Origin of the sequence: Brevundimonas sp. UBA7838 (assembly GCF_002500885.1) — a bacterium.
Classification (GTDB): Bacteria; Pseudomonadota; Alphaproteobacteria; order Caulobacterales; family Caulobacteraceae; genus Brevundimonas; species Brevundimonas vesicularis_C.
On record NZ_DLTK01000113.1, the window covers coordinates 1 to 22981 of the forward strand.

Genomic DNA, 22981 nt, shown 5'->3' on the forward strand with positions numbered 1-22981 from the left:
CACGGCCCAGCGCGCGGCCCGCACCGCCGCCGACGCCTTCGTGGCCCAGTCGCAGGCCCAGACTCAAGCGACAGGCTAGATTCCCAGGCGCCGGGCGGCTATCGGTCGCCCGGTCGTCCCCGACCTCGCCCGCCTGACGGCGATTCTTGTGTCCGCTCCAGCCGAAGGCGCGTCCTTTGGACATCTATCTGCCGATCGCCGAGGTTTCGGTGAACTGGCCGACCCTGGTGATCCTGGGGGCGGTAGTCGGATTCGTGTCCGGCCTGTTTGGCATCGGCGGCGGCTTCCTGATGGCGCCGATCCTGGTCTTCCTGGGCATCCCGCCGACCGTCGCCGTCGCCAGCCAGGCCAGCCATGTCGTGGCCTCCTCGACGTCGGGCGTCATCCGCTATGCCGGGGCGGGTTCGGTCGATTTCAAGATGGGGTCGGTGATGGCGGCCGGTGGCGCGGCCGGCGCCCTGGCGGGGGTCGAGCTGTTTCGCTACTTGCGCCTGCTGGGCCAGGCCGATCTGGTCGTGGCCCTGTCCTATCTCGTCTTCCTGGGCGCGATCGGCATTCTGATGCTGAACGAGAGCCTGACCGAAATCCTGCGCCGCCGCCGGGGGCTGCCCGCGCCGCACAAGCAGCGTCGGCGACCGATGTGGCTGTATGGCCTGCCGCTGAAGATGAAGTTCCCCAAGTCGGGGCTCTATATCAGCGCCCTGCCGCCGTTCGGCCTGGGCGTCTTCGCAGGCGTCCTGTCGGCCATCATGGGGGTGGGCGGCGGCTTCATCCTGGTCCCGGCCATGCTCTATATCCTGCGCATGCGCGCGGGCGCGGTGGTGGGCACCAGCCTGTTCCAGATCATCATCACCACCGCCATCACCACCATTCTTCAGGCCGGGCGCAACCAGACGGTCGACATCGTCCTGTCCACCATCCTGCTGCTGGGCGGCGTGGTGGGCGCCCAGATCGGCGCGCGCTTCGCCGGGCGGTTCCGCGCCGAGGAACTGCGGGCGGCGCTGGGCCTGATCGTGCTGCTGGTGGGGATCCAGATGGGGCTGGATCTGTTCGTGCGGCCCAACGACATCTTCATGATCGCGCCGGGGATCGCCGACTGATGCAGGCGCTTCCTCCCCCTCCGCCCGCTGTTGCGGCCCCGCCGCTCGATCGGTCCGAAGCGACGACCGGCGACCTGCGCGTCGCCGCCGCCCTGACCGACGCCCAGGTCCGGGTCGATAGCAGTTTCCGGGGCGCGTCCATCGTCCTGTACGGCGCGGTGTTCAATCCGACGCCCGAACCTGCCGACGTGGTGGTCGTGGTGCGCGGGCCGGACGCGCCGATCCGCCTGGTCAAGAAGACGCGCACGTCCGGTGTCTGGCTGAACAGCCGGCCCGTGCTGTTCGAGGGTGCGCCCGGCTTCTACATGACCGCCTCGACGCGCCCGCTCAGCGACATCGCCGACTTCGGCCAACTGCGCCGCCTCGGCGTCGGCGTCGATCACCTGCGCATCGACGCGCCCGAGGAAAGCCGCACCGTCACCCGCTACGGCGTGCGCGATGTGGTCGTCAGCCGTCTGGGCGACGACTATCTGGATTGGCGCCGCGCGGTGATCCGGCTGAAGGAGGCCGCCGCCCTCTATGACACCGATTCCGAAGGGGTCGAGTTCGTGGACCGGGGCCTGTTCCGCGCCGAGGTCAAACTGCCGACCGTCGCGCCCACCGGAAAATACTACGCCGAGGTGTGGCTGTTTCAGGACGGCGAGCCGCAGTCGGTGTCGAACCTGACCCTGACGGTCGAGAAGGTCGGGTTGGAGCGCGACATCTATGAGTTCGCCCACCGTCGGCCGTGGCTGTACGGCGTGCTGTGCGTCGTGCTGGCCGCCCTGACTGGCTACGGCGCCTCGCGCATCTTCAGCCGGCGGAGCTGAAGCCCAGCTCGGCGCGCAGGCCCTCGGCCGTCAATCCGCCGGCCCTCAGCTCGGCCAGGGTGATAGAGCGATCGCGCTTGGCGTAGCGCCGCCCGTCCGGCCCTGTTAGCAAGGTGTGATGACGATAGGTCGGCGCCGGCCAGCCCATCAAAGTCTGGATCAGCCGCTGCACGTGCGTGGCTTCGAACAGGTCCTGGCCCCGGATCACATGGGTGATCCCCTGCAAGGCGTCGTCATGGGTCACGGCCAGATGATAGGCGACGCCCGTATCCTTGCGCGCCAGGACGACATCGCCCGCCGCCTCGGGATCGACGGCGACGACGCCGCTTTCGCCGTTCGGACCCTCGCCCTCCTCGACGAAACTCAGGCCGTTCCAGGCCGCCTCGCCCAAGGCCTCCCGCGCCCGATCCAGCGACAGCCGCCAGGCGAACGCCGCACCCGAGGCCAGCAGATGAGCCTCCTCGTCGGCTGAATGCGGACCGGGCCTCGCCGCCTCCATCGTCCCGTGAGGCGCCTCACCGATGGCGTTCAGGATCTCTTTGCGCGTTCGGAAACACCGATAGAGCAGGCCTCGCGCCCGCAGAATCTCAATCGCGGCGGCATACTCGGCCAGATGATCGGACTGGCGCCGGACCGGCGTCTCCCAATCCAGACCTAGCCAGGCCAGGTCCTCCAGAATGCCCGCCTCATATTCCGGCCGGCATCGCGTCGGATCGATATCCTCAATGCGCAGCACGAACCGCCCGCCTGCCGCCTTCGCCGTCGTCCAGGCGGTCAGGGCCGAGAAAGCGTGGCCCTTGTGCAGGCGGCCGGTAGGCGATGGGGCGAAGCGGGTGGCGAACATCACGACGCTCCTTAGCGGTTTGCGGCCCTCAACGGCGCCCCCGCTCTTTCCGACAAGCGCGACGGGCCGTAAGCATGGCGAATGCCGTTCGCACCCACGCCCGATGACATCGCCGCCGCGCGCCAGGCGCTGGTCGCCGCCGATCCGGCGCTCGTGCGCGTGGACGCCCAGACGCCGCCGCTGGAATGGCGGTTGAGAGTGGGCGGGTTCGAAGGCTTGTTCCGCATGATCGTGGAGCAGCAGGTGTCGGTGGCCTCGGCCGCTTCGGTCTGGGCGCGGCTGCGCGAAGGCATGGGCGGCATCACGCCCGAGCTGTTGCTGGCGCACGATCTGGATCAGCTGCGCGGCATGGGTCTGTCGCGGCAGAAGGCGACCTATGGTCAGGGGATCGCGCGGGCGCAGATCGCGGGCGAGATCGATCTGGAGCATTTGGCCAATCTGGACGACGAGGCGGCGATCGCGTCCCTGACGGCGCTGAAGGGCGTGGGCCTGTGGACGGCCGAGGCCTATCTGATGATGTGCGAGGGGCGGCTGGATGTCTTCCCCGGCGGCGACGTGGCCTTGCAGGAGGCGATCCGTTGGGCGGACGGCGCAGAAGTGCGGTCCGATCAGAAGGGGGCTTACGCCCGCGCCGAGATCTGGCGGCCCTATCGTGCGGTCGCCACTCATCTTCTGTGGGCCTGGTATACGGGCGTGAAGCGCGGCGAGATCGCGCTGGATGCGCCGGCATGACCCCGCTCGATCCCGCTCTGACCGAACCGCTGCGCAATCCGCAGACCGTGTTGACCGCGCTGGATTTCGCCGGCGTGGCGGTCTTCGCCGCCACCGGCGCCCTGGCCGCCGCGCGGGAGAAGCACGATGTCGTCACCTTCGCCTTCTTCGGCGCCATCACCGGCGTGGGCGGCGGGACGTTGCGTGACCTGTTGCTCGGCCTGCCGGTCTTCTGGGTGCAGGACTGGCGCTATCTGGCGGTCTGCCTTTTCGCCTCGACGGCCCTGTGGCTGGTTGGACAGCGCGACTGGCGTTTCCGCGCCCTGCTGTGGCTGGATGCCGTGGGTCTTGCGGCCTATGGCGTGATGGGAGCGGCAAAAGCCGAGGCGGCTGGCGCGCCGGCCCTGATCTGCATCGTCATGGGCACGCTGACGGCCTGTTTCGGCGGGGTTGTGCGCGACACCCTGGCGGGTCAGCCGTCGATCCTGCTGCGGCGAGAGATCAACGTCACGGCCGCGATCCTGGCGGCGACGGTCTATATGGTGCTGAGGGCGCCGGGCGTCGGCGTCTGGCCCCCCGCCATCGTCGCGGCGCTGTCCGGCTTCCTGCTGCGCGCGGCGGCCCTGCGCTGGGGCTGGACCCTGCCGGGGTTTCCGACCCACGCGCGCGGGGTCTGAGCCAAGACGTCACGAAAACGCTGCACACTGGTCATGGCGATGAGCGGGAATCAGGGTTAGGTTAAATCGACAAGACCAAGGCCAAGACTAGGGAAGGAGACGTGTCCTCACCTCTGTCGCCTCAAAATCCCCCCGTCCGCGCGGGAGGGCCTGATGCAGGTTCTCCATCGACCACCCTCCGGTTTTCCCGCGTTGGTGTTGAACGCCGACTTCCGGCCGCTGTCCTACTATCCGCTGTCGCTGTGGCCGTGGGAGGAGGCGGTCAAAGCGGTCTATCAGGACCGCGTGGACGTGGTGTCCCTGTATGACAAGGTCGTCCGCTCGCCGTCGATGGAGATGCAGCTTCCCAGCGTGATTGCGCTGCGCAGCTATGTGGATCAGGACCGCAGCCCCGCCTTCACGCGCTTCAACGTCTTTCTGCGCGACGGCTTCGCCTGTCAGTACTGCGGTCAGTCGGCTGAATTGACCTTCGACCACGTCATCCCGCGCTCACAGGGCGGACGCACGACGTGGGACAATATCGTCGCGGCCTGCAGCCCCTGCAATCTGGCCAAGGGCGGGCGAACGCCGCGCCAGGCCATGATGCCGATCCGCCGCGAACCCTATCGCCCCAACGCCTGGCAGCTTCAGGACGCCGGCCGACGCTTCCCGCCGCACTATCTGCACCAGAGCTGGCTGGACTACCTTTATTGGGACATAGAGCTCGAACCTTAGGGTTCTTTTCAGTTGCTCGAAATGGCTCAAACACCCTTGTGGTGGGCAGGTTCAGGGTTCGTTCTTTTACCGCTGATTTCTCGATTATCCTCCGAAATCCTCCCGGCTGGTGACCATGTGGTGACCAAAACCGGGACCAGAAACGGGACCCCTCGTGGGCCCGAGGAGAGATCGAATGGTTCAGAACCCGAGGTCCGGAAAGATCACCAAACGCCTGGTCGACGCCCTGACGTCTGAAGGGGTGCGCTTCACCCTCTGGGACACGCAGCTCAAGGGTTTCGGGGTGCGCGTCGCCGTCAGCGATACCAAAACCTACGTCGTTCGATACAGGACGATCGGCGGCGCTGACCGCCTCCTTCACATCGCTCGCCATGGCGTCGTGACCGCCGAGGAAGCCCGCGAACGAGCGGCCGCTGTACTGGCCGAAGTCGCGTCAGGTGGTGACCCTCAGGGGACCAAAGTCGAACGACGCGAAGAACTGACCATGTCGGAGCTCTGCGACCTCTACATGAAGGAGGGCGTGACGATGAAGAAAGCGACGACCCTTCGGATCGATCGCATCCGCATCGCCCGCCACATCAAACCCCGCCTGGGCAAGATGAAGGTCACCGATATCGGCCGAGCGGACATCGAGCGGCTGATGGTCGATGTCGGGTCGGGACGCATTCGTGGAGAGGCGACGCCGCACACTCGCGGCGGTATTCATGCGGCCTCGCGCACGGTCGGACTGCTGGGCGGTATCTTCACGTTCGCCGTTGAGCGGGAGTTCGTGAAGACCAACCCCACGCGAGGGGTGAAACGCTACAAGGACAACCGTCGGGACCGCTTCCTTTCCCCGGCCGAACTGGCCCGGCTCGGCGATGTCCTGGCGGAGCTCGAGAAGCATGGGGGCGATCCGCGCCACATCAACATCATCCGCCTGCTGGCGCTGACCGGCGCCCGCAAGAACGAGATCGCCAGGCTCAAGTGGTCGGAGATCGACCGCACCATGGGGATGCTCCGGCTGGAGGATTCCAAGACCGGGGCGAAGGTGATCCGTCTCGGGAGCGCGGCGCTGAAGCTGATCGAGGGCCTGCTCTCGAACGGGAGCATCTACGTGTTCCCGGATCGGAAGGATCCCAAGCGTCCGATCGCCAATCTCGACTGGGCCTGGGTCGGCATCCGCAAACGCGCCGGGATGGAAGACCTGCGGATCCATGACCTTCGGCACAGCTTCGCGAGCGCCGGGCTGGCCGGCGGCGAAGGGCTTCAGCTCATCGGCAAGCTGCTCGGCCACAGTCACGTCAGCACCACAAGTCGATACGCCCACCTGGCGGACGACCCGGTCCGTGCCGCCGCCGACAGGATCAGCGAGAGCGTCGCCGCCTCTCTCGCGGGCTGGTCGGTTGAAGACGGACAGACGGCCCATTGAAAGACGGCCGCCCGGCGGGTCGCCGGGCGGCCGAAGTTGTCGCGATGGACTGGGGAGCTAGGCGCCCTCGTGAGCGGCCTCGCCCCAATGTCCGGCCTGGCGAGGCTGGCTCGACGAAGACCGGAGGCCCGAGAGCTGGCTGCGCGCCCACTCGTGCAGCAGGCTCTTGGGGTAGTAGGGGGTCCGCCCGAGGTGGGTGCAGGGCGGTCCGTCAGACCGGGTGCAGAACACCTTCGCCAGTGTCGACGGTGACCGGCGGATGCCCATACGTAGAAGCTCGGTGGACGCTTCCTTGCGGGTCAGCAGCATTTCCTCAGTTCCGTGAAGATGTAGACCGGCCATGTGGCGCTCCTTTCCGTCTGAACCAGAACTGCAACCAAGCAAGCATCGACGGAAATAAACCGCAACCGGCGGACGTAGAGAACTGATGGACGGAATGAATAGGTGACCTGTTCGATCTGTTTCGGCCTGTTCCGATCTGGTTCTGAGTAAGGAAATCGATCACAGCCTTGTGAGATGGGTCGCTTATGAACTTCGGTTTTTCTTGGATCCCGCGGAGAAGCAAGACATCAAGCGGTGGTGAATGAAGGTGGCCTTGGCGTTGCCCTCGAGTGCGGACATAGTCGAGCGGGCTTTTACGCCCATACTGGTGAACCACAGCCGTTCAGGGGAACTGCATGTCTAGCTTCACGGATCGAGCCATGAGCGCCGAGGTATCGCCCGAGCTTTTTGCGGCGTCGTTGGAAGCCATCGGCGAACTGCCTGCGGATCAACGTGGTTCGTTCGAAGGTCGCGCCTTCCGCCTGTTCAGACTACTCGAGGAGCGTGACGAAGCGGATGAGGCAGCGCTTAATGCCTTTGCCATTCAGCTTCGGCTGGAGGCGCTCGCGCGGTTGCATGATGATCGTGGTCTGCGAGCCTGGACGCTTCCGGGGGACGCCGAAGGCGCTGACTACATACATGCCGACGTAGTGGCTGCCGCGGCAGTTGAGCCGCTTCTGGCGATCGATGATCACACAGTCGGATTCGATCTCGAGTCTTTCCGCGCGCGCGTGCTGGCCGACGCGGCTGTGCGCGGACACGCCTAGCCGGGACATCCTTCGTCATGCCAAGGCGCACAAAGTCACTGAAGCGAGGTGCGGCCGGCGACGCGGCCCCCGCAGGAGATATTGCGACGCGCGCCGGCGTGGTCGCCCAGCGCCTGCTCGCGGAGCGCGGCCTCCACTATCTCGAGGATATGTTACCCGACGATGCCCGAGAGTTGCTCCGAGCGGCTTGGCGTGAGGCCGCCGAACAGATGTTCGAAGGGCGTGACCTCGATGTTGTGCAGGCGGAAATCGACATCATGATCGACAGCCTGGATATGACCGAGCCGCCACCGCCCATGCATCGGTCCGAAATGCACTGACGCCTGCGGCATCACTGAAGCCGGCAACGACTTCCGTCGTTGTCATCGGACCAGCCGTCGCGATTTCAGAATTCGACGCACTTCGTCGATGAGCGGATGACGACTGGCGATCAGGCAAACTGTCCAAAGAATGATGCCCGCCGCGATCGTGCCGAACATCGGGGCTAGGGAGATGCTGGCGGAGAAGTCACGCGCCGCCATATAGGCGAGACTGGGCGTTACGGCCACGGCGGCGAGGACAGCGTTTCTGAGATATATCGGAAGGTAGTCTGACGTCCGAGTGTCCGTCATGCGATTGATGTGGGGTCTGTAGAGGACATAGGCCACGACCGCGTCCAGCACCCGAGCCAATGCCGCAGCTTCGAGGCTGATCAGACAACCAATCGAAAACATTGCGAAGGCGATGAGCGCGCGGAGGATTTCCAGTCTCGTCTGGGTTCGAAGATTGTCCGTGCAGGCGAACAACTCCCAGGCCATCGCGATCGAGACCTGAATGCACGAGGCGATGGCGAGCAGCGAGAGCGGCGCTGCGGCGGCGATCCATTTCTCGCCGTAGAGGGCGGCGATGAAGGGACGCGCCACGATGGCGAGCCCGAGGAAAGCCGGCCATAGGATAACGGAGATAATATCGATCGAGCGCATGTAGCGGTCGCGAAGCGAGTCGCCACGACGGAAAATCTCGGCGAAATCCACGAGAAGCACCCGTCCCAGGACGAGGTAGATATTCGTCCAGAGCAGACCGTTCAAACTGGTGGCTCGTGAGTAGAGGCCAAGGGCGCTCAAGCCGAGAAACCGGCCCAAGACGACATCGGACAATTTGCCTGAGATCGCGCTGACGCCTGTGACGGCGAGTGTCTGCAGGCCGAAATCCGCGACCCGTCGCCAACCCCTGAATCCCGGTTTGAAACGAATGAAGGCGCGACCGGCTATGCAGATGGCGAGGGTGAATATTCCATTCTGCGCCCACTGCCCGTAGGCGAAGCTCATATAGCTGAGACCCATCACGGTGCACGTAACGGTAGTGCCAGCGCCCGCGACGCCGCCGATCACACTTGAAAGGGCCAGTTCCTTGAACCGATTTCTGCGTTCGAGTTGGGCCATCGGCAGAAAGGCGGCGATGCTGGCGAGGGGCGTGAACGCAATGGCGGACAGAACCTGACGCACGCCGGCCTCCTGGAGGAAGGCTCCGCCGACGACGCTCGCCGCCAACATGGTGACGGTCACCGCGACAGCAATCAGGGCATTGACGGTGAATGCGGTTGTCACGACGTCGTCGTGGAGGTCGGGCTCCCTGACGATCAATGCTTGCAGTCCGAGCGCCTGGATCAATGAGAGCACGCCGGAGACCGCCAAGGCGACGGCGAAAATGCCGAACTCGTGCGGCGTCAGAAGACGCGCCAGCACCACGGAGGCCGCAAACTGCAGGACGATCGAGGCGGCCTGCGCCATCGCCATCCAACTGAGCGACTTCTGCAACGACATGGATGGGATCCGGGTATACTTCTGCGCCGCCCTTCGAAGGCGACAGCCGTCCCAAAGACCTTGCAAGCCTTAGGCCTACCGATTGCTTGCGCGCAACCATCGATCGGAACCACCCTCGAATCCTCCACGAGGTGCGGCCTCGACGCCACTTTTTTACCCGAAGCGGGGTTGGCCATCGACATTCCGGTCGGAAACGGCGAGTTGATCGAGATGCTGCCTCCTGAACCGACCCCGTTGCGAGACAGGCCCTCACCGTCTCGCGTGGCGATCATCATTCCCTACTACCAGCGCGACGGCGGCATCTTGGCCCGCGCGCTTCGATCGATCGCGGGTCAGGCGCTGAACGATGCGGTCTTGGCCATCATCGTCGTTGATGACACGTCTCCCGCATCTCCGGCCGATGACATCGCCAGCGTCGCCTTGCCCAGCCACATCGATCTCCATCTGCTGCGACAGCCCAATGCCGGTCCAGCGGCGGCGCGGAATGCGGGATTGCATTTTGCGGAGGGTCTCGATGTTCAGTATGTGGCGTTTCTGGATTCTGACGACGAATGGACCGCCGATCACCTTCAGACCGCTATCCGTTGCCTTGAGGCGGGCGCCGACTTTTATTTCTGCGACAACATCCGGTTTGGTCCGAATGGACGCGATCCGGAAATCGGCTTTGAGCGGACATGGCCGGACCGGGCGGCGACTTCGGAGATCAAGGCGCTCGATGCGGACCGGCACACTTTCATCATGCCGGCGCGAACCGCGTTCAACGCCTTTATCACCTCCTATCCTGGACAGACTTCGACGGTGGTGTTCGTCTCGGCGCATTACAGAGGCGCACGCTTCGACGAGACGCTCAGGGGCGCGGGGGAAGATCATCTTCTGTGGCTGGAGATGATCGAGCGGGGGACAGCCGTCGCGTTCTCGACGTGCGCCAACGTCGTCTGCGGTGTCGGCGTCAATCTGTATTTTTCAGCCACGGGCTGGGACAATCCGGCGACTGTCAGCCGGTACGGCTTCCTGTCGTTGCTCTACAGCCGGATATTGAACTCGTTCGCTCTCCTGCCTGATCAGGCTGGCGAAGTCCTGAAACGCCGAGATGCCGCCCTCTCCCTGTATGCCTATCTCGCGGTCAGAAATCGTCTTCGTGGACAGGCGCCCGATAAGCGGCTTCTGGCCGAGATCGTCAAGGCGACGCCGTTCGGTCTGGTCAGACTGATGTATCTGGCCCTGGCTGTGACGAGACGTTCGCGGGAAGACCGTTTGCGTTTGGCGCAACTCATCAGCTGACCGGGCGCAGATCCGTCCTTTTCACATGGCCGATCGCAAGCGTCGACGGGCCAGTCGATCAAGCGAACGCCTGAAAAACTCCGCATGCTCGCGCGCCACATCCTCTCGCGTCGACTGGCCCGCGACCGCCTCTGCGCCGTCGATCGTGAGGACGCGCCACGCCCAGTCGGTCGGGCTTGTCTGCGCCAACGTAACGGCATGGTTGACCTGGGTGGGCACGATCCGCGTCTCCATTCGGGAAGAATGCTGGAAGCCCTGCAGAAAACTTGCCGGAAGGTGCCCGTGAAACCCGCTGCGCGCCGTGATCGGGCGGCTCGCCGCGAATCCTGCGGGCGACTCTGCTCAGTTGAACGAAAGGGTCGCCGACCCCCGTCTCAGCGATCCTTCTCGGCCAGCGCCTGAACGAACGCCAGAACGGCTTTGCGATCTTGCGGCCGTTCGATCAGCGACCAAGCGGCGGCGAGGCGGTCCGCGCCGGGCTGCGCTTCCAGTACAGGCTCCTCCAAGAGCTCATGCAGGGACAGGTCGAGGCGACGGGCGATCTTCACAAGATCGGCCGCAGGCAGGCTGGTCAGACCTTCCTCGATTCGGCGGAGAACAACGCTGGATACGCTCAGGTGACCGGCCAGTTGTTCCCGGGACCAGCCTTGACGAATCCTGCCGTTCTCGATGCGGCGTCCGAGGCGTCGCCGATAGTCGGAGGCTTCGGTCATGTCAGGCATCCGTTGGCGCAGGCTGGATGTCATTACACCGCGACGCTTGGCTGCGAATCAAACGATTTCCGGCTTCGCGCAGGATTTCCCGCGAGAGCTCGGTGTCATCCGATGGCGGACCAGGCCAGGGCGTGTCCCGGGGTCTGGCGTTTCAGCCATCGATAGCCGGTTCGATCCCACCTCTCGATGCGTGGGGTGAGGTTGTCGAGAACGAGTTCGCCGTCGGTCGTCGACACGAGTAGAACAGCGTGATCTTCTCCCCAGGGCGTTATCACCAGGGCGATGGAAAGCAGGGTGGGTGAATAGCCTGCGGCGACCAGCGCACGGCGCTTTGCCAGCACAAAGTCCTCGCAATCTCCGCGCGGCGCGCGTCCTTCGGGGATCGTCCAATAATCGCCGACGCCGTATTGGCGACGGTCTGGCGACTGGCGGATTGATCGATTGAATCCCCGATTGATCGCGTCGATACGGGCAAGGTCGACAGCGGACAAGGACAGGGCGGCCCGGCCGACCGCCTTCGCCGCATCAGCCGTAAAGCCGGGGTGAGCATAGAGGGCTCTGGGCTCCCGGTCCGGGGCTGCAGGTGCTGAACGGCCCATCGCAATTGCATGCTCGGCGATCCTGGGGGGGCGGCGGTCGCTGGCGCGGGCCGTCCCCGATGGGCGGGTAACGGCCGCGGGTTCAGGATCGGCGTCCGTGAAGACGCTCGCCCAAAACAGGCGTTGCGCTTGCTCGCGTGTGTCATCGACGGAACGGGTCGGCTCCTGACAGTCCCGCGGATTGCGATTGCAAAAGTCCAGGAAGCCCGCCGGCGCCGCTGTCGGTGCGCCCACCGGCATCGCCTGCGCCAAAGCCTGACCTGGACCGAAAACCAGGATCGACGCCGCCGCTCCGAACGCCAGGCGAGGTAAGCGTAGTCGCGATCTGCGCATTGCGGGCACTATCTCAAGTCTTCCCTATCCAGGGCGTCTTGATGATCGAAACGCTTCAAGATCTTGCTTACGAAGATCGTTGATAACTCTTGAAGAAAGGAGGTTGCCTATTTCTTAATACGGGTTCGCGATTTACACTGAGTGTCCCAGCGTCTTCGGATCAGCTGTTGATGCCGTGAATTTTTAGACCGAGCGCTTGCCATTTCGGTCCGAAGCACGGATCAACGGGGAATGTTTGGACGCCGTCACCACCCCGTCGAGGGATTGCCTCCGGCGAGAACGCCATCGACGCCGACAGATACCCTCGTCTGGGCCGTCGGCGATGTGCATGGATGCGCCGATCTTCTTTCGACCTTGGTGGATGCCGTGCTGGGGGATGTCGAGACGCGCAATGCGACCCACGCCCATCTGATCTTTCTGGGCGACTACATCGACAGGGGGCCCGACACGAAAGGGGTGCTGCGATATCTTGCAGCGCTTGAGGAACGCGCGGGTCTCAGCCTCCATTTCCTGAAGGGGAATCATGAGGATCGAATGCAGGCCTTCCTCGCCGATCCTGCGTTTGGCGCCGGATGGTCGGAGTTCGGGGGGCGGGAGGCCCTGGCGTCTTATGGTCTTCAGCCTCCTGGACTCTCGGATGGTCCGGACGTCTGGGAAGCGGCGAGAGACGCCCTGGCCGAAGTCCTGACGCCACAGGATCAACGCTTTCTGGCGGGCTTGAAGTTAAGCGTTTCGGTTGGTGATTACTTTTTTGTCCATGCCGGAGCCGAGCCGGGAGTCGCGCTCGATGAGCAGGACGCCCAGCAACTGCTGTGGATCCGGCGTCGCTTTCTTGAGGATCCGCGGGCTTTCGACAAGATCGTGGTGCATGGGCACACCCCCTCTGACGCCGTCTTCGCCGATCATCGTCGGATCGGGATCGACACCGGAGCCTATGCGACAGGCGTGCTCACGGGGTTGAGGCTGGACGGCGAGGCCCGCCAGCTCTTGCAGACCAGAAGGCGCGGCGGACGGATTGACCTTGAGCGATCGCCGCTTGTGGGTTCAGTCCGTTGATCTTGCTCGCCCCAGTCCCGTGCAGGCGCGGTCGATGGGAGAGGGCTGCTCGCGTTGTTGTGTTATCGCTCCACAAGACAGGGCGCAAAGCGACCAAGCGGGGCTGTGCGACTCTAATCAAGCGATGATAGCGTCAAGCTGAGACCGAAACTCGCACGGGATGAGTCTCAGCTGGAGCGCGGCAAGATGACCATGGATCGGGCGGGACAGTCAGAGAGTTGACCAGTCATGGATGATGACCGTCATCGCTGGAAATGGCGTCTTCTCGGACTGGGAGGTGGCGCTTTATTCTCAGCCCTTGTTTGGGCGGCGGTGATTTACTGGCTGTTCAACCATTAACGGACGGCGGTTCCACGGTCTCGCATTGTACACCGTCAGAACAGACCCGCGATCGCCTCGCGCGCGGCGTCGCCCAGGTCGGGGCGTTTCAGGGCCAGGGCGACGTTGGCGCGCAGCAGGCCAATCTTGTCGCCGCAGTCGTGGGTGACGCCTTCGTATTCGACGGCGGTGAAGCTCTGGTCCGCCATCAGTCGCGCCATGGCGTCGGTCAGCTGGATCTCGCCGCCTGCGCCCTTTTCCTGCGTCGCCAACAGGTCGAAGATTTCCGGCTGCAGGATGTAACGGCCCGAGATCGACAGGTTGGACGGCGCGGTTCCGGCGGCGGGCTTCTCGACCATGCCCTTCATGACGATGCGCGAACCGTCGCGGCTGACCGGATCGACGATGCCGTATTTGTGGGTCTGATCTTCGGGGACGGATTCCACGCCGATGATGTTGCCGCCGGTTTCGGCATAGACCTGGGCCAGCTGTTTCAGGGCGCCGGGCTGCGAATCCACGATTACGTCGGGCAGGATGACGGCGAAGGGCTCGTGGCCGATGATGTCGCGCGCGCACCAGACAGCGTGGCCCAGGCCCTTGGGCTGCATCTGGCGGGTGAAGCTCATCTCGCCGGCCGAGGCCAGTTCGGCGTTCATCATCTCCAGGATGTCGGTCTTGCCCTTGGCCTGAAGCTGAGCTTCCAGTTCGATCTGATGATCGAAATAGTCCTCGATGGCGCCCTTGGAGCGGCCGGTGACGAAGACGATGTGCTCGATCCCGGCTTCGCGCGCCTCTTCGACGATGTAGGACAGGATCGGCCGGTCGACGACGTTCAGCAGTTCCTTGGGGGTCGTCTTGGTGCCGGGCAGGACCCGGGTGCCGAGGCCCGCGACGGGCAGTACGGCCTTGCGCAGGCGCGCGGGCGTGGTGGTCATGGCGGTTCGATCTGTTGCGAGCGAGCATTGTTCGCTGGGGGGGGAGGGTCTCCGTATCAGGGCTGTTCCAGATGTCCATACCGTTACGCGCGACCGGCGAGGCGCCAGAGGCGTCGCAGGCTCCAGCGGGGCCAGCGGACCTGTTCAGGCCCCCTTCATTCTTCGGCCGGTCCCTCTCAAGAGGCTCTGCGCCGATCGTCCGCCGAAGCCAAGCGGGGAACCATCGGTCCGGCCATGGCGGTCGTGGACCGCCCGCGCCGGAGTGGAGATCCTCCTGCCCGTCCCACTGGCGATTTACCCAAGAGTTGATAGAAGCGCCCCAGCGGCGACTGGCGACAGGATGATCTGGGATGAGCACGGCGACGGTAAACAGGACCGTGCTTGTCACGGGCGGCGCCGGATATGTGGGGTCACATTGCTGCCTCGCCCTGGCTGCAGCGGGCTTCATCCCGGTCGTCTACGACAATCTGTCGAACGGACATGCGGAAGCCGTCCAGTGGGGGCCGCTGGAAGTCGGCGACATACGCGATGGCGCGCGACTGGATGAGGTCATAGGCCGCCACCGTCCCGTCGGCGTCCTGCACTTTGCAGCCTTGATCGAGGTGGGCGAGTCGATTCTGGAGCCGGGTCGTTTCTACGACAACAATGTCTCGGGCAGTCTGAGCCTGATCGCGGCCGCGCGGCGCGGCGGCATCGACAAAATGGTCTTCTCATCGACGTGCGCCACCTATGGCGCGCCGGTGGTTCTGCCGATGGGCGAGGATCATCCCCAGGCGCCGCTCAATCCTTACGGCCGAACCAAGTTGATGGTTGAGCAGGCTCTGGCGGATTTCGACGCCCTCTCAGGATTTCGATCGGTGGCCTTGCGATACTTCAACGCCGCGGGAGCCGATCCCGACGGCCGCATCGGAGAGCGCCACGACCCGGAAACCCATGCGATTCCTTTGGCTTTGCAGGCTGCGCTGGGGCTTCGCAGCGGCTTCACCATTTTCGGCCAAGACTACGAGACGCGCGACGGCACCGCCGTGCGGGATTATGTTCACGTGCTCGACCTGGCGGATGCGCATGTGAGGGCGCTCCAGTATCTCCTCGCAGGCGGCGAGACGACGGCCTTCAATCTGGGGACCGGCGAGGGCACTACCGTGCGTGAACTGGTGGACGCTATCCGCCGAAAGACCAATTCGCCTTTCCCCGTCGCCGTGGCGGAGCGTCGGCCAGGAGACGCGGCCTGTCTTGTTGCTGATAACAGACTGGCGGCGAAGCGGCTGGATTGGCGGCCGATCCGCTCGCTGGACGACATCGTGCACAGCGCCTGGAACTGGCACGCCGCGCAGACCTAACGGGCCTTAACCGTTTCTCTTCGCCCAGTGTTGACGTCTGTTGTCCAAAACGGCGGAAGAAGCTGGAGCGACCATGTCGGATTTTTCTGTCGATGCCTTGTCAGGACCAGCGCCGAGGCGATTTTCGACGGCGGACGCGTGCGACCAGAAATGGTCGCCTCGGCGCACCCTCGCCTTCATCCTGATCAGTTCAACGTTTCTGTGGTGCCTGATCCTGTCGCCGGTCTTCCTCCTGCTGTAACCGCGTCACCACGTTGGACGCGCCACTCGGCGCCGAGGGCGGTCGTTGTCTGGCGTCGTGGTCACGGCCTCGGCGGGTGGCGGTGGGGTCGTCTGCACCGACCGAGGCGGGCTCGCCGTCGGCGCGGTCGGAACCTCCGGTGCTGAACTGGGCGGGGCGACGGGCATTTCGGGGATCACGATCGCCGACGGACGCGACGGCGCGATGCGGGGCGCCTCAGGCGGGTCCACGGGTCGGGTGTCGATCTCGGTGAGGGCCGGCGCTGGCAAGGCCGCAGCTGCATCCGCAGCCACATCTGCTGCGGTCCGGCCGCGCACGATCGGCTCTCTTCCAGCGTAAGGACTGTTGAAAGCCGCGCGCTTTCCGTTCCATCCCTTCCACCGGTAGAAGGTGTGGGCTCCGATGTTGGCCACCTTGACCAGAGAGGGACTCCAGTATGGCGCCACATAGAGCGCATGATAGTGCGTCGCCTGGCCGACCGAAGTCTCGACATATCCGGACAGGGCCGCCTCGGCGACAAGCCGCGCGCGGCGCCAGCCGGATGCGGAGGGCGTCCTCGACAGGGAGCCGTCGCAGGTGAAGGTGAACTGACACCCTGTGACGCGCTGCGAGCCTGAATAGACGACCCCGCAGACAGAGGACGGGAACGCGGGATGCCGCATGCGGTTGAGAATCACCTGGGCGACAGCGCGCTGACCCGGCGCGGGCTCGGATCCCGCTTCGTAATAGACTGCTTGGGTGAGGCAGTTCAGAGCCCGGTCCCTTTCGATCGGGCTCAATGATGACGGCAGCACAAACGGCGCAGCCGGCTCCAGGGGCTCTTTGCTCACAGGTATTGAGGCATTGTAGCGATAGGCGTCGCTCCGATCGATCGCCTGGAACGTCAGCGGAACCGGATTGTCTTCAGTCGTCAGCGCGAGGTCCTGTGTCGGCGGCGCATAGAGGAGGCCCGGCAGCGGTTCGAAGACCTGCTCGAAGCGTGACGTCCAGGCGTCTGACGCGACGATCGACATCATGCCGATCGCGATCGCCAGTCCGCCGATGAAGATCGAGCCGAAGATCCGGACCTGGCGCGCACGGTCATAAGACCTCACACTGAAATGGTGCTCATCCATCGGCCGACGTCCTATTCCAAGCCATCGCCTCGCGACGACCCTGAAACCGAGCAGGTGGCGTGCCAGATCCGGGAGAGGTGTCAGAACAGGCGTTCAGCAATCCGTAGCGTGTCCCCAGGCGCGACCTGTAGCGTGGACGTCACCTTGTAGACCTCTTCGCGCTGGCTGCCGTCGCGCCGGATGAAGATGCGCCGGGTATCGCCGCGATAGGTGAAGCCGCCGGCTGTGGCGACCGCGTTGAGGACGGTGAGACCTGCCGCATAGGGGTAGGTGCCCGGTTTGTTGACCTCTCCGAGGACGTAGAACGGTCTATAGGTCAAGACTTCCGCACTGACCTGCGGATTCAGAATATATCCGGCGCGCAGCGCCGCCTCGACCGAGCGCTGCACCTCTTGGATCGTACGACCCTTGGCGGGTATGTCGCCCGCGAGCGGGATGGACAGCAGCCCTGCGCTGCTCACGACAAACTCGCCAGAGAGTTCTTCTTCGCCGAAGACGTTGAGGCGGATCTTGTCTCCGGCGTCGAGTTGATAGTCGCCGACCGTGCGGGTCTCCGCCGCCGCTGCATCATCGGCGACAGGGACCGACTGGCATCCCGCAAGTGACAGCGCGCCTGCAGCGACAAAGAGACGGCGGTTCAGAACGATCTTGGACATGGATCCATCGTCATCCGAAGCGCGATGAATCTCAACCTCCAAGACGAATCCGACGCACAATAGTTTGCGAAAGCGAACGCCGCGCCGACATCGAATGTCGCGACGTCGCCGCTCGGTGTCCCCATTTCACGACGGAGAGGGCGTGCGGCTTTGCCTTCTTGCGCTGCGAGGCGTAGTTCTCCAGCGACAATGACCAGATCACGCAGGCGAACGGTCGGCTATCGGCGCCCATGGAAGAAATTCCTTGCGGCCGTCGGCTCAAGTGTCAGAGCCGCAGCGTCGAGGGACGGGTGGGGCGTGCCCCTCTGCGCCCTCTGCGCGCTCGGCGCCGCCAGGCTCGCCGCGGTGACGCTGCTACGGACGTCGCCGCCGGAGCTGCCCAGGCAGGCTCGCGATGGGCCGGCGCTGGACGCCCTCGCTTCGAAACTGGCCTGGCAGGCCCAGTGGGCCCCCGCGAGCGCCGGACCCGAACTGTCACGCGCCTATGTTGAGAGTTTGCGTCGTCCGGCGCTCAGTGAGGCGGCGATCGCGGCCATTCGTCAGAGCTACCGGATCGAGCCTTTCGGTCCCGACGCCACCGCCTGGCGTCTGAGGTTCGTGTTCGAGCACTGGGGAGGGCTGCCGCCTGATGTCCGGGAGTCGGCGACGGCCGAACTCGCGGCGGCCTTTCCTCGACATGGCTGGGCCATGAGGGGCCTTCCCGACACCGTATCGGATCCCTCAGGCCGGATGGTGGCTGCACTGCTCTTCGACCGGATGCGGGCGTCGCAGTCGCAGCCGCCGATCAGGGCGCCTAGCGAGGGGTGAGGTAGGTGGCGGCGTAGTCGCTGACGTAAGGTCCCAGCTTGACGAGAACTGCGGCCATGACGGCGAAGAAGACGCCAGCCCCAACAGCGATCAGAGACCATTTCTGCAAGGCGCGTCCCGCCTGGACCAGCGGAACCGGCGCTGGCGCCTTTTCCCGGAAAACGCGGGCGCGCGCATCAGTCAGCCGCACCTGGCCGACAGGCGCGCTCTTCTGGGGCGCGTGACCGCCTGGCGTCAGCCATCTCCGTGCGAATTCTTCGCGTGTCATTCTGTTTTCGACGATGATGGGTCCGCACCCCGACGACGGACTTGGCAAAAGGGATGAAATGTCTGGATTTGTCCAGCCTGAGATAGCGGCGGTCTTGGGTTTTGCGTCAGAGACGTGTATCGCGACGGATCAATGGGCTGACGGAAGACTGAACCATGATCCAGTATCTGCGTGTCGCGGGTCTCGTCGCCGCCATCGCGGCCGGCGGCGCGATCTCACCCGCTCGCGGCCAGACGACCGCGTCTGCGGCGCCCTCTCCGGCCTTGACGGCCTCGATCCGGCAGGCCGTTCAGCGGGCGCGGACGTCTTCGGCGAGTGATCCCCAGGAAGCCGGCGTGGTTGCAACGCTCGCCGACATTCTCGTCACGGCGAACGCGGCGCCGGCGCAGGCGCTCGCCTCTGTGCGGTTGGCGATCGCCGAGGAGGGCTGCGTTTTCGATCAGACGGTCTGGAATCGCTGGGGATGCGCCGGAATGTCGAGCGTCGCGTCGAGCATCGAGCGGGCGATCGGCTCTGGCCCGGCCGCCACGGTCGGCCAAGGCGGCGTGGCCGTCCCGCCGCCGACTACGGGGACGGGGAGCGGCGGCGCGGACTATCGGTCCCCGATCGGCGGTTGAGAGTTAAGGGTTCGGGGAAAATGACGATGGGTTTCAAACAAGCCGTCCTGGTCGCAGGGCTGGGAACCATAACGGCTGCCGTTGGCGCGGCCGACGCCGCTCAGGCCCAGGCCGTGGATCTGTTTTCGCGAGATCGTGGTGTTGCGGTGAAGGATCGGCCGCATCCCGAGTACGAGGCGCTCGGCGTGCGTGCCGGGGCGTGGTTGGCCTATCCGAAGGTCCAGGCGGACGTCGGGTATGACAGCAATGTCCTCGCGTCGGAAACGAATGAACTCTCCGACACCGTCTACACCGTGGATCCGAGTGTCGAGGTCGAGAGCGATTGGGCTCGTCATTCTGTAACGGGATATGTGCGAGGCCGCATCACGCGCTATGTGGACAACGACTCCGAGAATACCGGCACCTGGGCGATCGGGGGCGCCGGACGCTACGATATCCAGCGGGGACGGGACGTTCGGGCCGACCTCAACTACGCGCGCGAGGTGGAGCCGAGAACGGCGTCCAACACGCCGGCGTCTATTGCTGAGCCGATCGAGTACGATCGCTACGGCGGCGCCCTCGGCAGCACGTGGACCTTCAACAGGCTTCGCCTCGTCGGAACCGCCGGCGTCCAGGCCTATGATTATAAAGATGGGATCTCCGTCAGCGGCGTCGTCGTTCCGCAGGACACGCGTGATCAGACCACGACGACGGCGTCGCTGCGCGCCGATTACGCGATCAGCCCGGCGACGGCCGTCTTCTTCCAGATCGAGGGCAATCAGCGGCGTTTCGACACAGGCGATGCGCTGACGCCGCTCCGGGATTCGGATGGGGTGAACCTGTTGGCGGGCGCGAACTTCGAGCTCGGCGCGCTTGTGCGCGGCGACGTGGGTGTCGGCTACATCTCGCAACGATTCGATAATCCCCTTTACGGACAACTCGACGGCTTCAGCGCGAGAGGTCGGCTCGATTACTTCATCACCAATCTGATTACGCTCGGACTGAGCGCGAACCGGAGTGTGGCGGACTCCGGGATCGTCGGCTCCGCCGGTATTCTGACAACGCGGGTCGAGGCGACTGTCGACTATGAGTTTCGCCGCAATGTCATCGTCGAGGGCCGACTTGGCACGCTTGTTGAAGAGTTCGACACGCTCGATCGCCAGAATGACACATACTATGCTGGCCTCCGCGCGACCTATCTCCTCAATCGCTCGGTCGGGGTGACGGGAAGCTATGCCTACGAGACCCGGGACTCCTCCGGGACCTCCGCCATCAACGACTACAATGCTCATCGCCTCATTCTGTCTCTCGTCCTGCAGTACTGACGCCGTAAGCGATCAACCTAGGCTATCATGACCGAATCCGGTGTCCCGTCTCTTCCATCCTCGGCCGCCGAGACGTTCAGTCTTCGCAATCTGATCAATATCTTCCGGCGCAGGGTAAGGCTCTTCGGCGCTGTGGCCCTGCTCGTGTTTCTGGCCGCGCTCTTGGTGACGGCGCGGGCGACGCCGCGCTATACAGCTCAGGCGCAGGTGATGCTGAATGTGCGTCAGTCGCAGGTTCTGGACACGCAACAGGTCCTGTCCAATCTTCCGGCCGAAACCGGCGTCGTGGACTCCGAGGTCGAGGTGCTGCAGTCCCGCGACCTGGCCAGGCAGGTCGCCGAAGTGCTGCGGCTCGAAAATGATCCGGAGTTCAACTGGGCGCTCAGAAAGCCCAGCGGACTCGGCGCCCTGATCGCTCGCGTCCAGGGGCGATCCCTGGCGCCGCCAGCCCCCCCCACGACCCCGGATGAGATCCGGCTGGGCCGGGAGCGCGCGGCTTCGGCGCTCCGAGGCGGGCTGAAGGTTCAGCGCATGGGGCTGACCTATATCATCGGCGTAAGCTTCACCTCGCTCAATCCGGAAAAATCCGCGCGCATCGCGAACGCCTTCGCGGGCCAGTACATCGCCAATCAGGTCTCCGACAAAGGCGGCGCCAATCGTCAGGCCAATACTTTCCTGGAAGATCGGCTGAACCAGCTTCGCGGCGAGGTTCAGTCAGCCGAGGCCGCTGTGGAATCCTACCGGTCCGCCAACAACCTGCTGACGTCGTCCGGGGCGACCCTGACAGAGCAGGAGGTCTCGACCTACAATCAGCAACTCGCGACGGCGCAAGCGGATCAGGCGGTTGAGGAGGCCCGGCTTCGCGCGGCGAGAAGTCAGCTCGCCCGAGGGTCGTCAGGCGGCGACGTGGGTGAGGCGCTTCAGTCATCGGTGGTGGGCAGCCTTCGCGCGCAGCGGGCGACCGTAGCCGCGCGCGTCGCGGATCTGCAGGCGCGGTATGGCCCGGACTGGCCCGCGCTGGTGAGGGCTCGCCAGGAGCTGGCTGCGATCGACGGCCAGATCCAGGCTGAGATTCAGCGCGTGATCTCGAACCTGGAGGCCCGCGTTCAGGTCGCGCGTGACCGCACGGCGTCGCTGCGATCCACCCTCGGCCAGACAAGGGGCGCTCTCGCCAGCAACAACGCCGCCAGCGTCCGGCTCAATGAGCTCGAGCGCAATGCGGAAAGCGTCCGCAAGCTGTATGAAGGGCTCCTGGAACGGTACCAGGAGACAACCAACCAGTCCGGAAATGAAACAGCCGACAGCCGGATGTTGCAGGCCGCGCGCGCCTCCGGAGCCCCAAGCTCGCCGAACGTCCCGGTCAATCTGGTTCTTGGTTTCATCCTCGCCCTGGGATGTGGTCTGGCCGCGGTCGTCATCGTCGAGCTGATGGACGATGGGCTGATCACGAGCGAGGACGTGCAAAGGCGTCTCGGCCTGCCCATGCTGGGCGCCGTGCCGCTGTTGATGTCGACGGCGGACCGGAAGGATCGGCGGATGGCGCCGACCGAGTATCTTCTCAATCGTCCGCTCTCGGCCTTCGCCGAGTCCTTCCGGACTTTGCGCACATCGATCATGTACGCCAAACTCGGCGCGGCGGCGAAGGTCGTCGTCGTAACCTCCGCGCTCCCGGGAGAAGGCAAGACCACGACTGCGGTCTGCCTCGCGATCTCGGCGGCGCAGGCCGGCCTCAAGGTCGTGATCGTCGACTGCGACATTCGCCGCCGCAACGTCAGCCGGCTGCTCGGCGTGGACGCGGATTTCGGACTCTTGGATGTGCTCGACGGCTCCAAGCCGCTGGCGGAGGTCCTGCTGAAGGGGGAGGCGTCAGGCGCATGGGTGCTTCCTGTCGCCAAGCGAGACTTCACGCCTCGCGAGGTGTTCAATACGGCCGAGATGACAGCGCTCCTGAGCCGTCTTCGCGAGGATTTCGACATGGTCATCCTCGATACGGCGCCCGTCCTGGCCGTCGCCGAGACCCGTGTGCTGGCCAGTCAGGCCGACGCCGTGATGTTCCTGGCGCGTTGGCGCAAGACGCCGTCGAAGGCCGCCGAGGCCGCACTGCGCTCGCTGGAACAGTCCGAAGCCACGGTCGCCGGCGCGGTCCTGACCCAGGTCGATGTTCAGGAGCAGGCCCGCTACGGCTATGGTGATCCCGGGTACTACTACACCGCCTATAAGGGCTATTACACAAACTGATGCG

24 protein-coding genes are annotated in these 22981 nt (G+C 64.8%); 15 read left to right on the plus strand and 9 right to left on the minus strand.

From position 1 onward, the window contains the following. The coding region (locus B3T77_RS10640) for a hypothetical protein (RefSeq protein ID WP_292079470.1) at positions 1-184 on the minus strand (184 nt) is incomplete at its 3' end. On the opposite strand from B3T77_RS10640, the gene B3T77_RS10645 reads away from it, so the two are divergent. After that, a complete protein-coding gene (locus B3T77_RS10645) occupies positions 177-1100 on the plus strand; it encodes a sulfite exporter TauE/SafE family protein (protein WP_017506607.1) in 924 nt (307 codons plus the stop codon). The genes B3T77_RS10640 and B3T77_RS10645 overlap by 8 nt on opposite strands. Next, entirely contained in the window at positions 1100-1909 is an 810-nt protein-coding gene (locus tag B3T77_RS10650; RefSeq protein ID WP_039244008.1) for a TIGR02186 family protein, read from the plus strand. Before B3T77_RS10645 ends, B3T77_RS10650 begins: the two co-directional genes overlap by 1 nt. Here B3T77_RS10650 and gluQRS read toward each other — a convergent pair. Beyond that, positions 1893-2756 (minus strand): tRNA glutamyl-Q(34) synthetase GluQRS, encoded by an 864-nt coding sequence (gene gluQRS / locus B3T77_RS10655; protein WP_292079474.1) that lies wholly within the window; start codon positions 2754-2756, stop codon positions 1893-1895. The genes B3T77_RS10650 and gluQRS overlap by 17 nt on opposite strands. A gap of 78 nt (positions 2757-2834) precedes the next feature. On the opposite strand from gluQRS, the gene B3T77_RS10660 reads away from it, so the two are divergent. From B3T77_RS10660 to B3T77_RS10685, 6 genes are all read left to right on the plus strand, one after another. Next, positions 2835-3485 carry a DNA-3-methyladenine glycosylase family protein gene (locus B3T77_RS10660; protein ID WP_292079476.1) on the plus strand — a complete coding sequence of 217 codons (651 nt, stop codon included), beginning with the start codon at positions 2835-2837 and terminating at the stop codon, positions 3483-3485. Beyond that, positions 3482-4141, plus strand: a complete 660-nt coding sequence (locus tag B3T77_RS10665; RefSeq protein WP_292079478.1) for a trimeric intracellular cation channel family protein — start codon at positions 3482-3484, stop codon at positions 4139-4141. Before B3T77_RS10660 ends, B3T77_RS10665 begins: the two co-directional genes overlap by 4 nt. Positions 4142-4294: 153 nt before the next feature. Further along, positions 4295-4855: an HNH endonuclease gene (locus B3T77_RS10670; protein WP_026108602.1), complete on the plus strand. Its 561-nt coding sequence runs from the start codon at positions 4295-4297 to the stop codon at positions 4853-4855. Between the two features lie 175 nt (positions 4856-5030). Further along, the gene (locus B3T77_RS10675; protein ID WP_035308713.1) at positions 5031-6266 is read left to right on the plus strand and encodes a tyrosine-type recombinase/integrase; all 1236 of its coding nucleotides are present in this window, start codon (positions 5031-5033) and stop codon (positions 6264-6266) included. Positions 6267-6967: 701 nt separating this feature from the next. Further along, positions 6968-7354, plus strand: coding sequence for a hypothetical protein (locus B3T77_RS10680; RefSeq protein ID WP_054764216.1), 387 nt, complete (start codon positions 6968-6970; stop codon positions 7352-7354). A 98-nt stretch (positions 7355-7452) separates the two neighbouring features. Further along, positions 7453-7674 (plus strand): hypothetical protein, encoded by a 222-nt coding sequence (locus B3T77_RS10685; RefSeq protein ID WP_035308709.1) that lies wholly within the window; start codon positions 7453-7455, stop codon positions 7672-7674. Positions 7675-7716: 42 nt separating this feature from the next. Here the strand turns inward: B3T77_RS10685 and B3T77_RS10690 are convergent, their stop codons facing one another. After that, complete coding sequence (locus tag B3T77_RS10690; protein WP_292079480.1) at positions 7717-9156, minus strand: oligosaccharide flippase family protein; 1440 nt, start codon at positions 9154-9156, stop codon at positions 7717-7719. A gap of 60 nt (positions 9157-9216) precedes the next feature. On the opposite strand from B3T77_RS10690, the gene B3T77_RS10695 reads away from it, so the two are divergent. Further along, positions 9217-10437, plus strand: coding sequence for a glycosyltransferase family 2 protein (locus B3T77_RS10695; protein ID WP_157076456.1), 1221 nt, complete (start codon positions 9217-9219; stop codon positions 10435-10437). Positions 10438-10811: 374 nt separating this feature from the next. Here B3T77_RS10695 and B3T77_RS10700 read toward each other — a convergent pair whose 3' ends face one another. Together B3T77_RS10700 and B3T77_RS10705 are read right to left on the minus strand one after the other, a co-directional pair. Next, positions 10812-11150: a helix-turn-helix domain-containing protein gene (locus tag B3T77_RS10700; RefSeq protein ID WP_169802119.1), complete on the minus strand. Its 339-nt coding sequence runs from the start codon at positions 11148-11150 to the stop codon at positions 10812-10814. Between the two features lie 104 nt (positions 11151-11254). Next, positions 11255-12001 (minus strand): transglutaminase-like cysteine peptidase, encoded by a 747-nt coding sequence (locus tag B3T77_RS10705; RefSeq protein ID WP_169802120.1) that lies wholly within the window; start codon positions 11999-12001, stop codon positions 11255-11257. 312 nt (positions 12002-12313) lie between these two features. Between B3T77_RS10705 and B3T77_RS10710 the strand changes: the two genes are divergently transcribed. After that, positions 12314-13138, plus strand: a complete 825-nt coding sequence (locus tag B3T77_RS10710; RefSeq protein ID WP_084375384.1) for a metallophosphoesterase family protein — start codon at positions 12314-12316, stop codon at positions 13136-13138. 374 nt (positions 13139-13512) lie between these two features. Here B3T77_RS10710 and galU read toward each other — a convergent pair whose 3' ends face one another. Next, positions 13513-14391 carry a UTP--glucose-1-phosphate uridylyltransferase GalU gene (gene galU, locus B3T77_RS10715; RefSeq protein WP_292079487.1) on the minus strand — a complete coding sequence of 293 codons (879 nt, stop codon included), beginning with the start codon at positions 14389-14391 and terminating at the stop codon, positions 13513-13515. A gap of 350 nt (positions 14392-14741) precedes the next feature. Between galU and galE the strand changes: the two genes are divergently transcribed. Then, positions 14742-15731, plus strand: coding sequence for a UDP-glucose 4-epimerase GalE (gene galE, locus B3T77_RS10720; protein ID WP_066629681.1), 990 nt, complete (start codon positions 14742-14744; stop codon positions 15729-15731). A 246-nt stretch (positions 15732-15977) separates the two neighbouring features. Here the strand turns inward: galE and B3T77_RS10725 are convergent, their stop codons facing one another. Both B3T77_RS10725 and B3T77_RS10730 read right to left on the minus strand, forming a co-directional pair. Then, positions 15978-17087 (minus strand): cell wall hydrolase, encoded by a 1110-nt coding sequence (locus B3T77_RS10725; protein ID WP_066629678.1) that lies wholly within the window; start codon positions 17085-17087, stop codon positions 15978-15980. A gap of 80 nt (positions 17088-17167) precedes the next feature. Beyond that, positions 17168-17743 carry a polysaccharide biosynthesis/export family protein gene (locus B3T77_RS10730; protein WP_066629676.1) on the minus strand — a complete coding sequence of 192 codons (576 nt, stop codon included), beginning with the start codon at positions 17741-17743 and terminating at the stop codon, positions 17168-17170. 297 nt (positions 17744-18040) lie between these two features. Here B3T77_RS10730 and B3T77_RS10735 point away from each other — a divergent pair, with 297 nt between their 5' ends. Then, on the plus strand, positions 18041-18550 hold the full coding sequence (locus tag B3T77_RS10735; RefSeq protein WP_292079492.1) for a hypothetical protein: 510 nt from the start codon (positions 18041-18043) through the stop codon (positions 18548-18550). Here B3T77_RS10735 and B3T77_RS10740 read toward each other — a convergent pair. Then, complete coding sequence (locus tag B3T77_RS10740) at positions 18537-18818, minus strand: hypothetical protein (protein WP_066629672.1); 282 nt, start codon at positions 18816-18818, stop codon at positions 18537-18539. The genes B3T77_RS10735 and B3T77_RS10740 overlap by 14 nt on opposite strands. A gap of 155 nt (positions 18819-18973) precedes the next feature. Here B3T77_RS10740 and B3T77_RS10745 point away from each other — a divergent pair, with 155 nt between their 5' ends. From B3T77_RS10745 to B3T77_RS10755, 3 genes are read left to right on the plus strand one after another with little or no spacing between them, the layout of a single operon-like run. Next, entirely contained in the window at positions 18974-19435 is a 462-nt protein-coding gene (locus tag B3T77_RS10745) for a hypothetical protein (RefSeq protein WP_066629670.1), read from the plus strand. Between the two features lie 26 nt (positions 19436-19461). After that, positions 19462-20739 carry an outer membrane beta-barrel protein gene (locus tag B3T77_RS10750; RefSeq protein WP_292079495.1) on the plus strand — a complete coding sequence of 426 codons (1278 nt, stop codon included), beginning with the start codon at positions 19462-19464 and terminating at the stop codon, positions 20737-20739. Positions 20740-20766: 27 nt separating this feature from the next. Continuing rightward, positions 20767-22977: a GumC family protein gene (locus B3T77_RS10755; protein WP_066629665.1), complete on the plus strand. Its 2211-nt coding sequence runs from the start codon at positions 20767-20769 to the stop codon at positions 22975-22977. Positions 22978-22981: the final 4 nt, after the last annotated feature.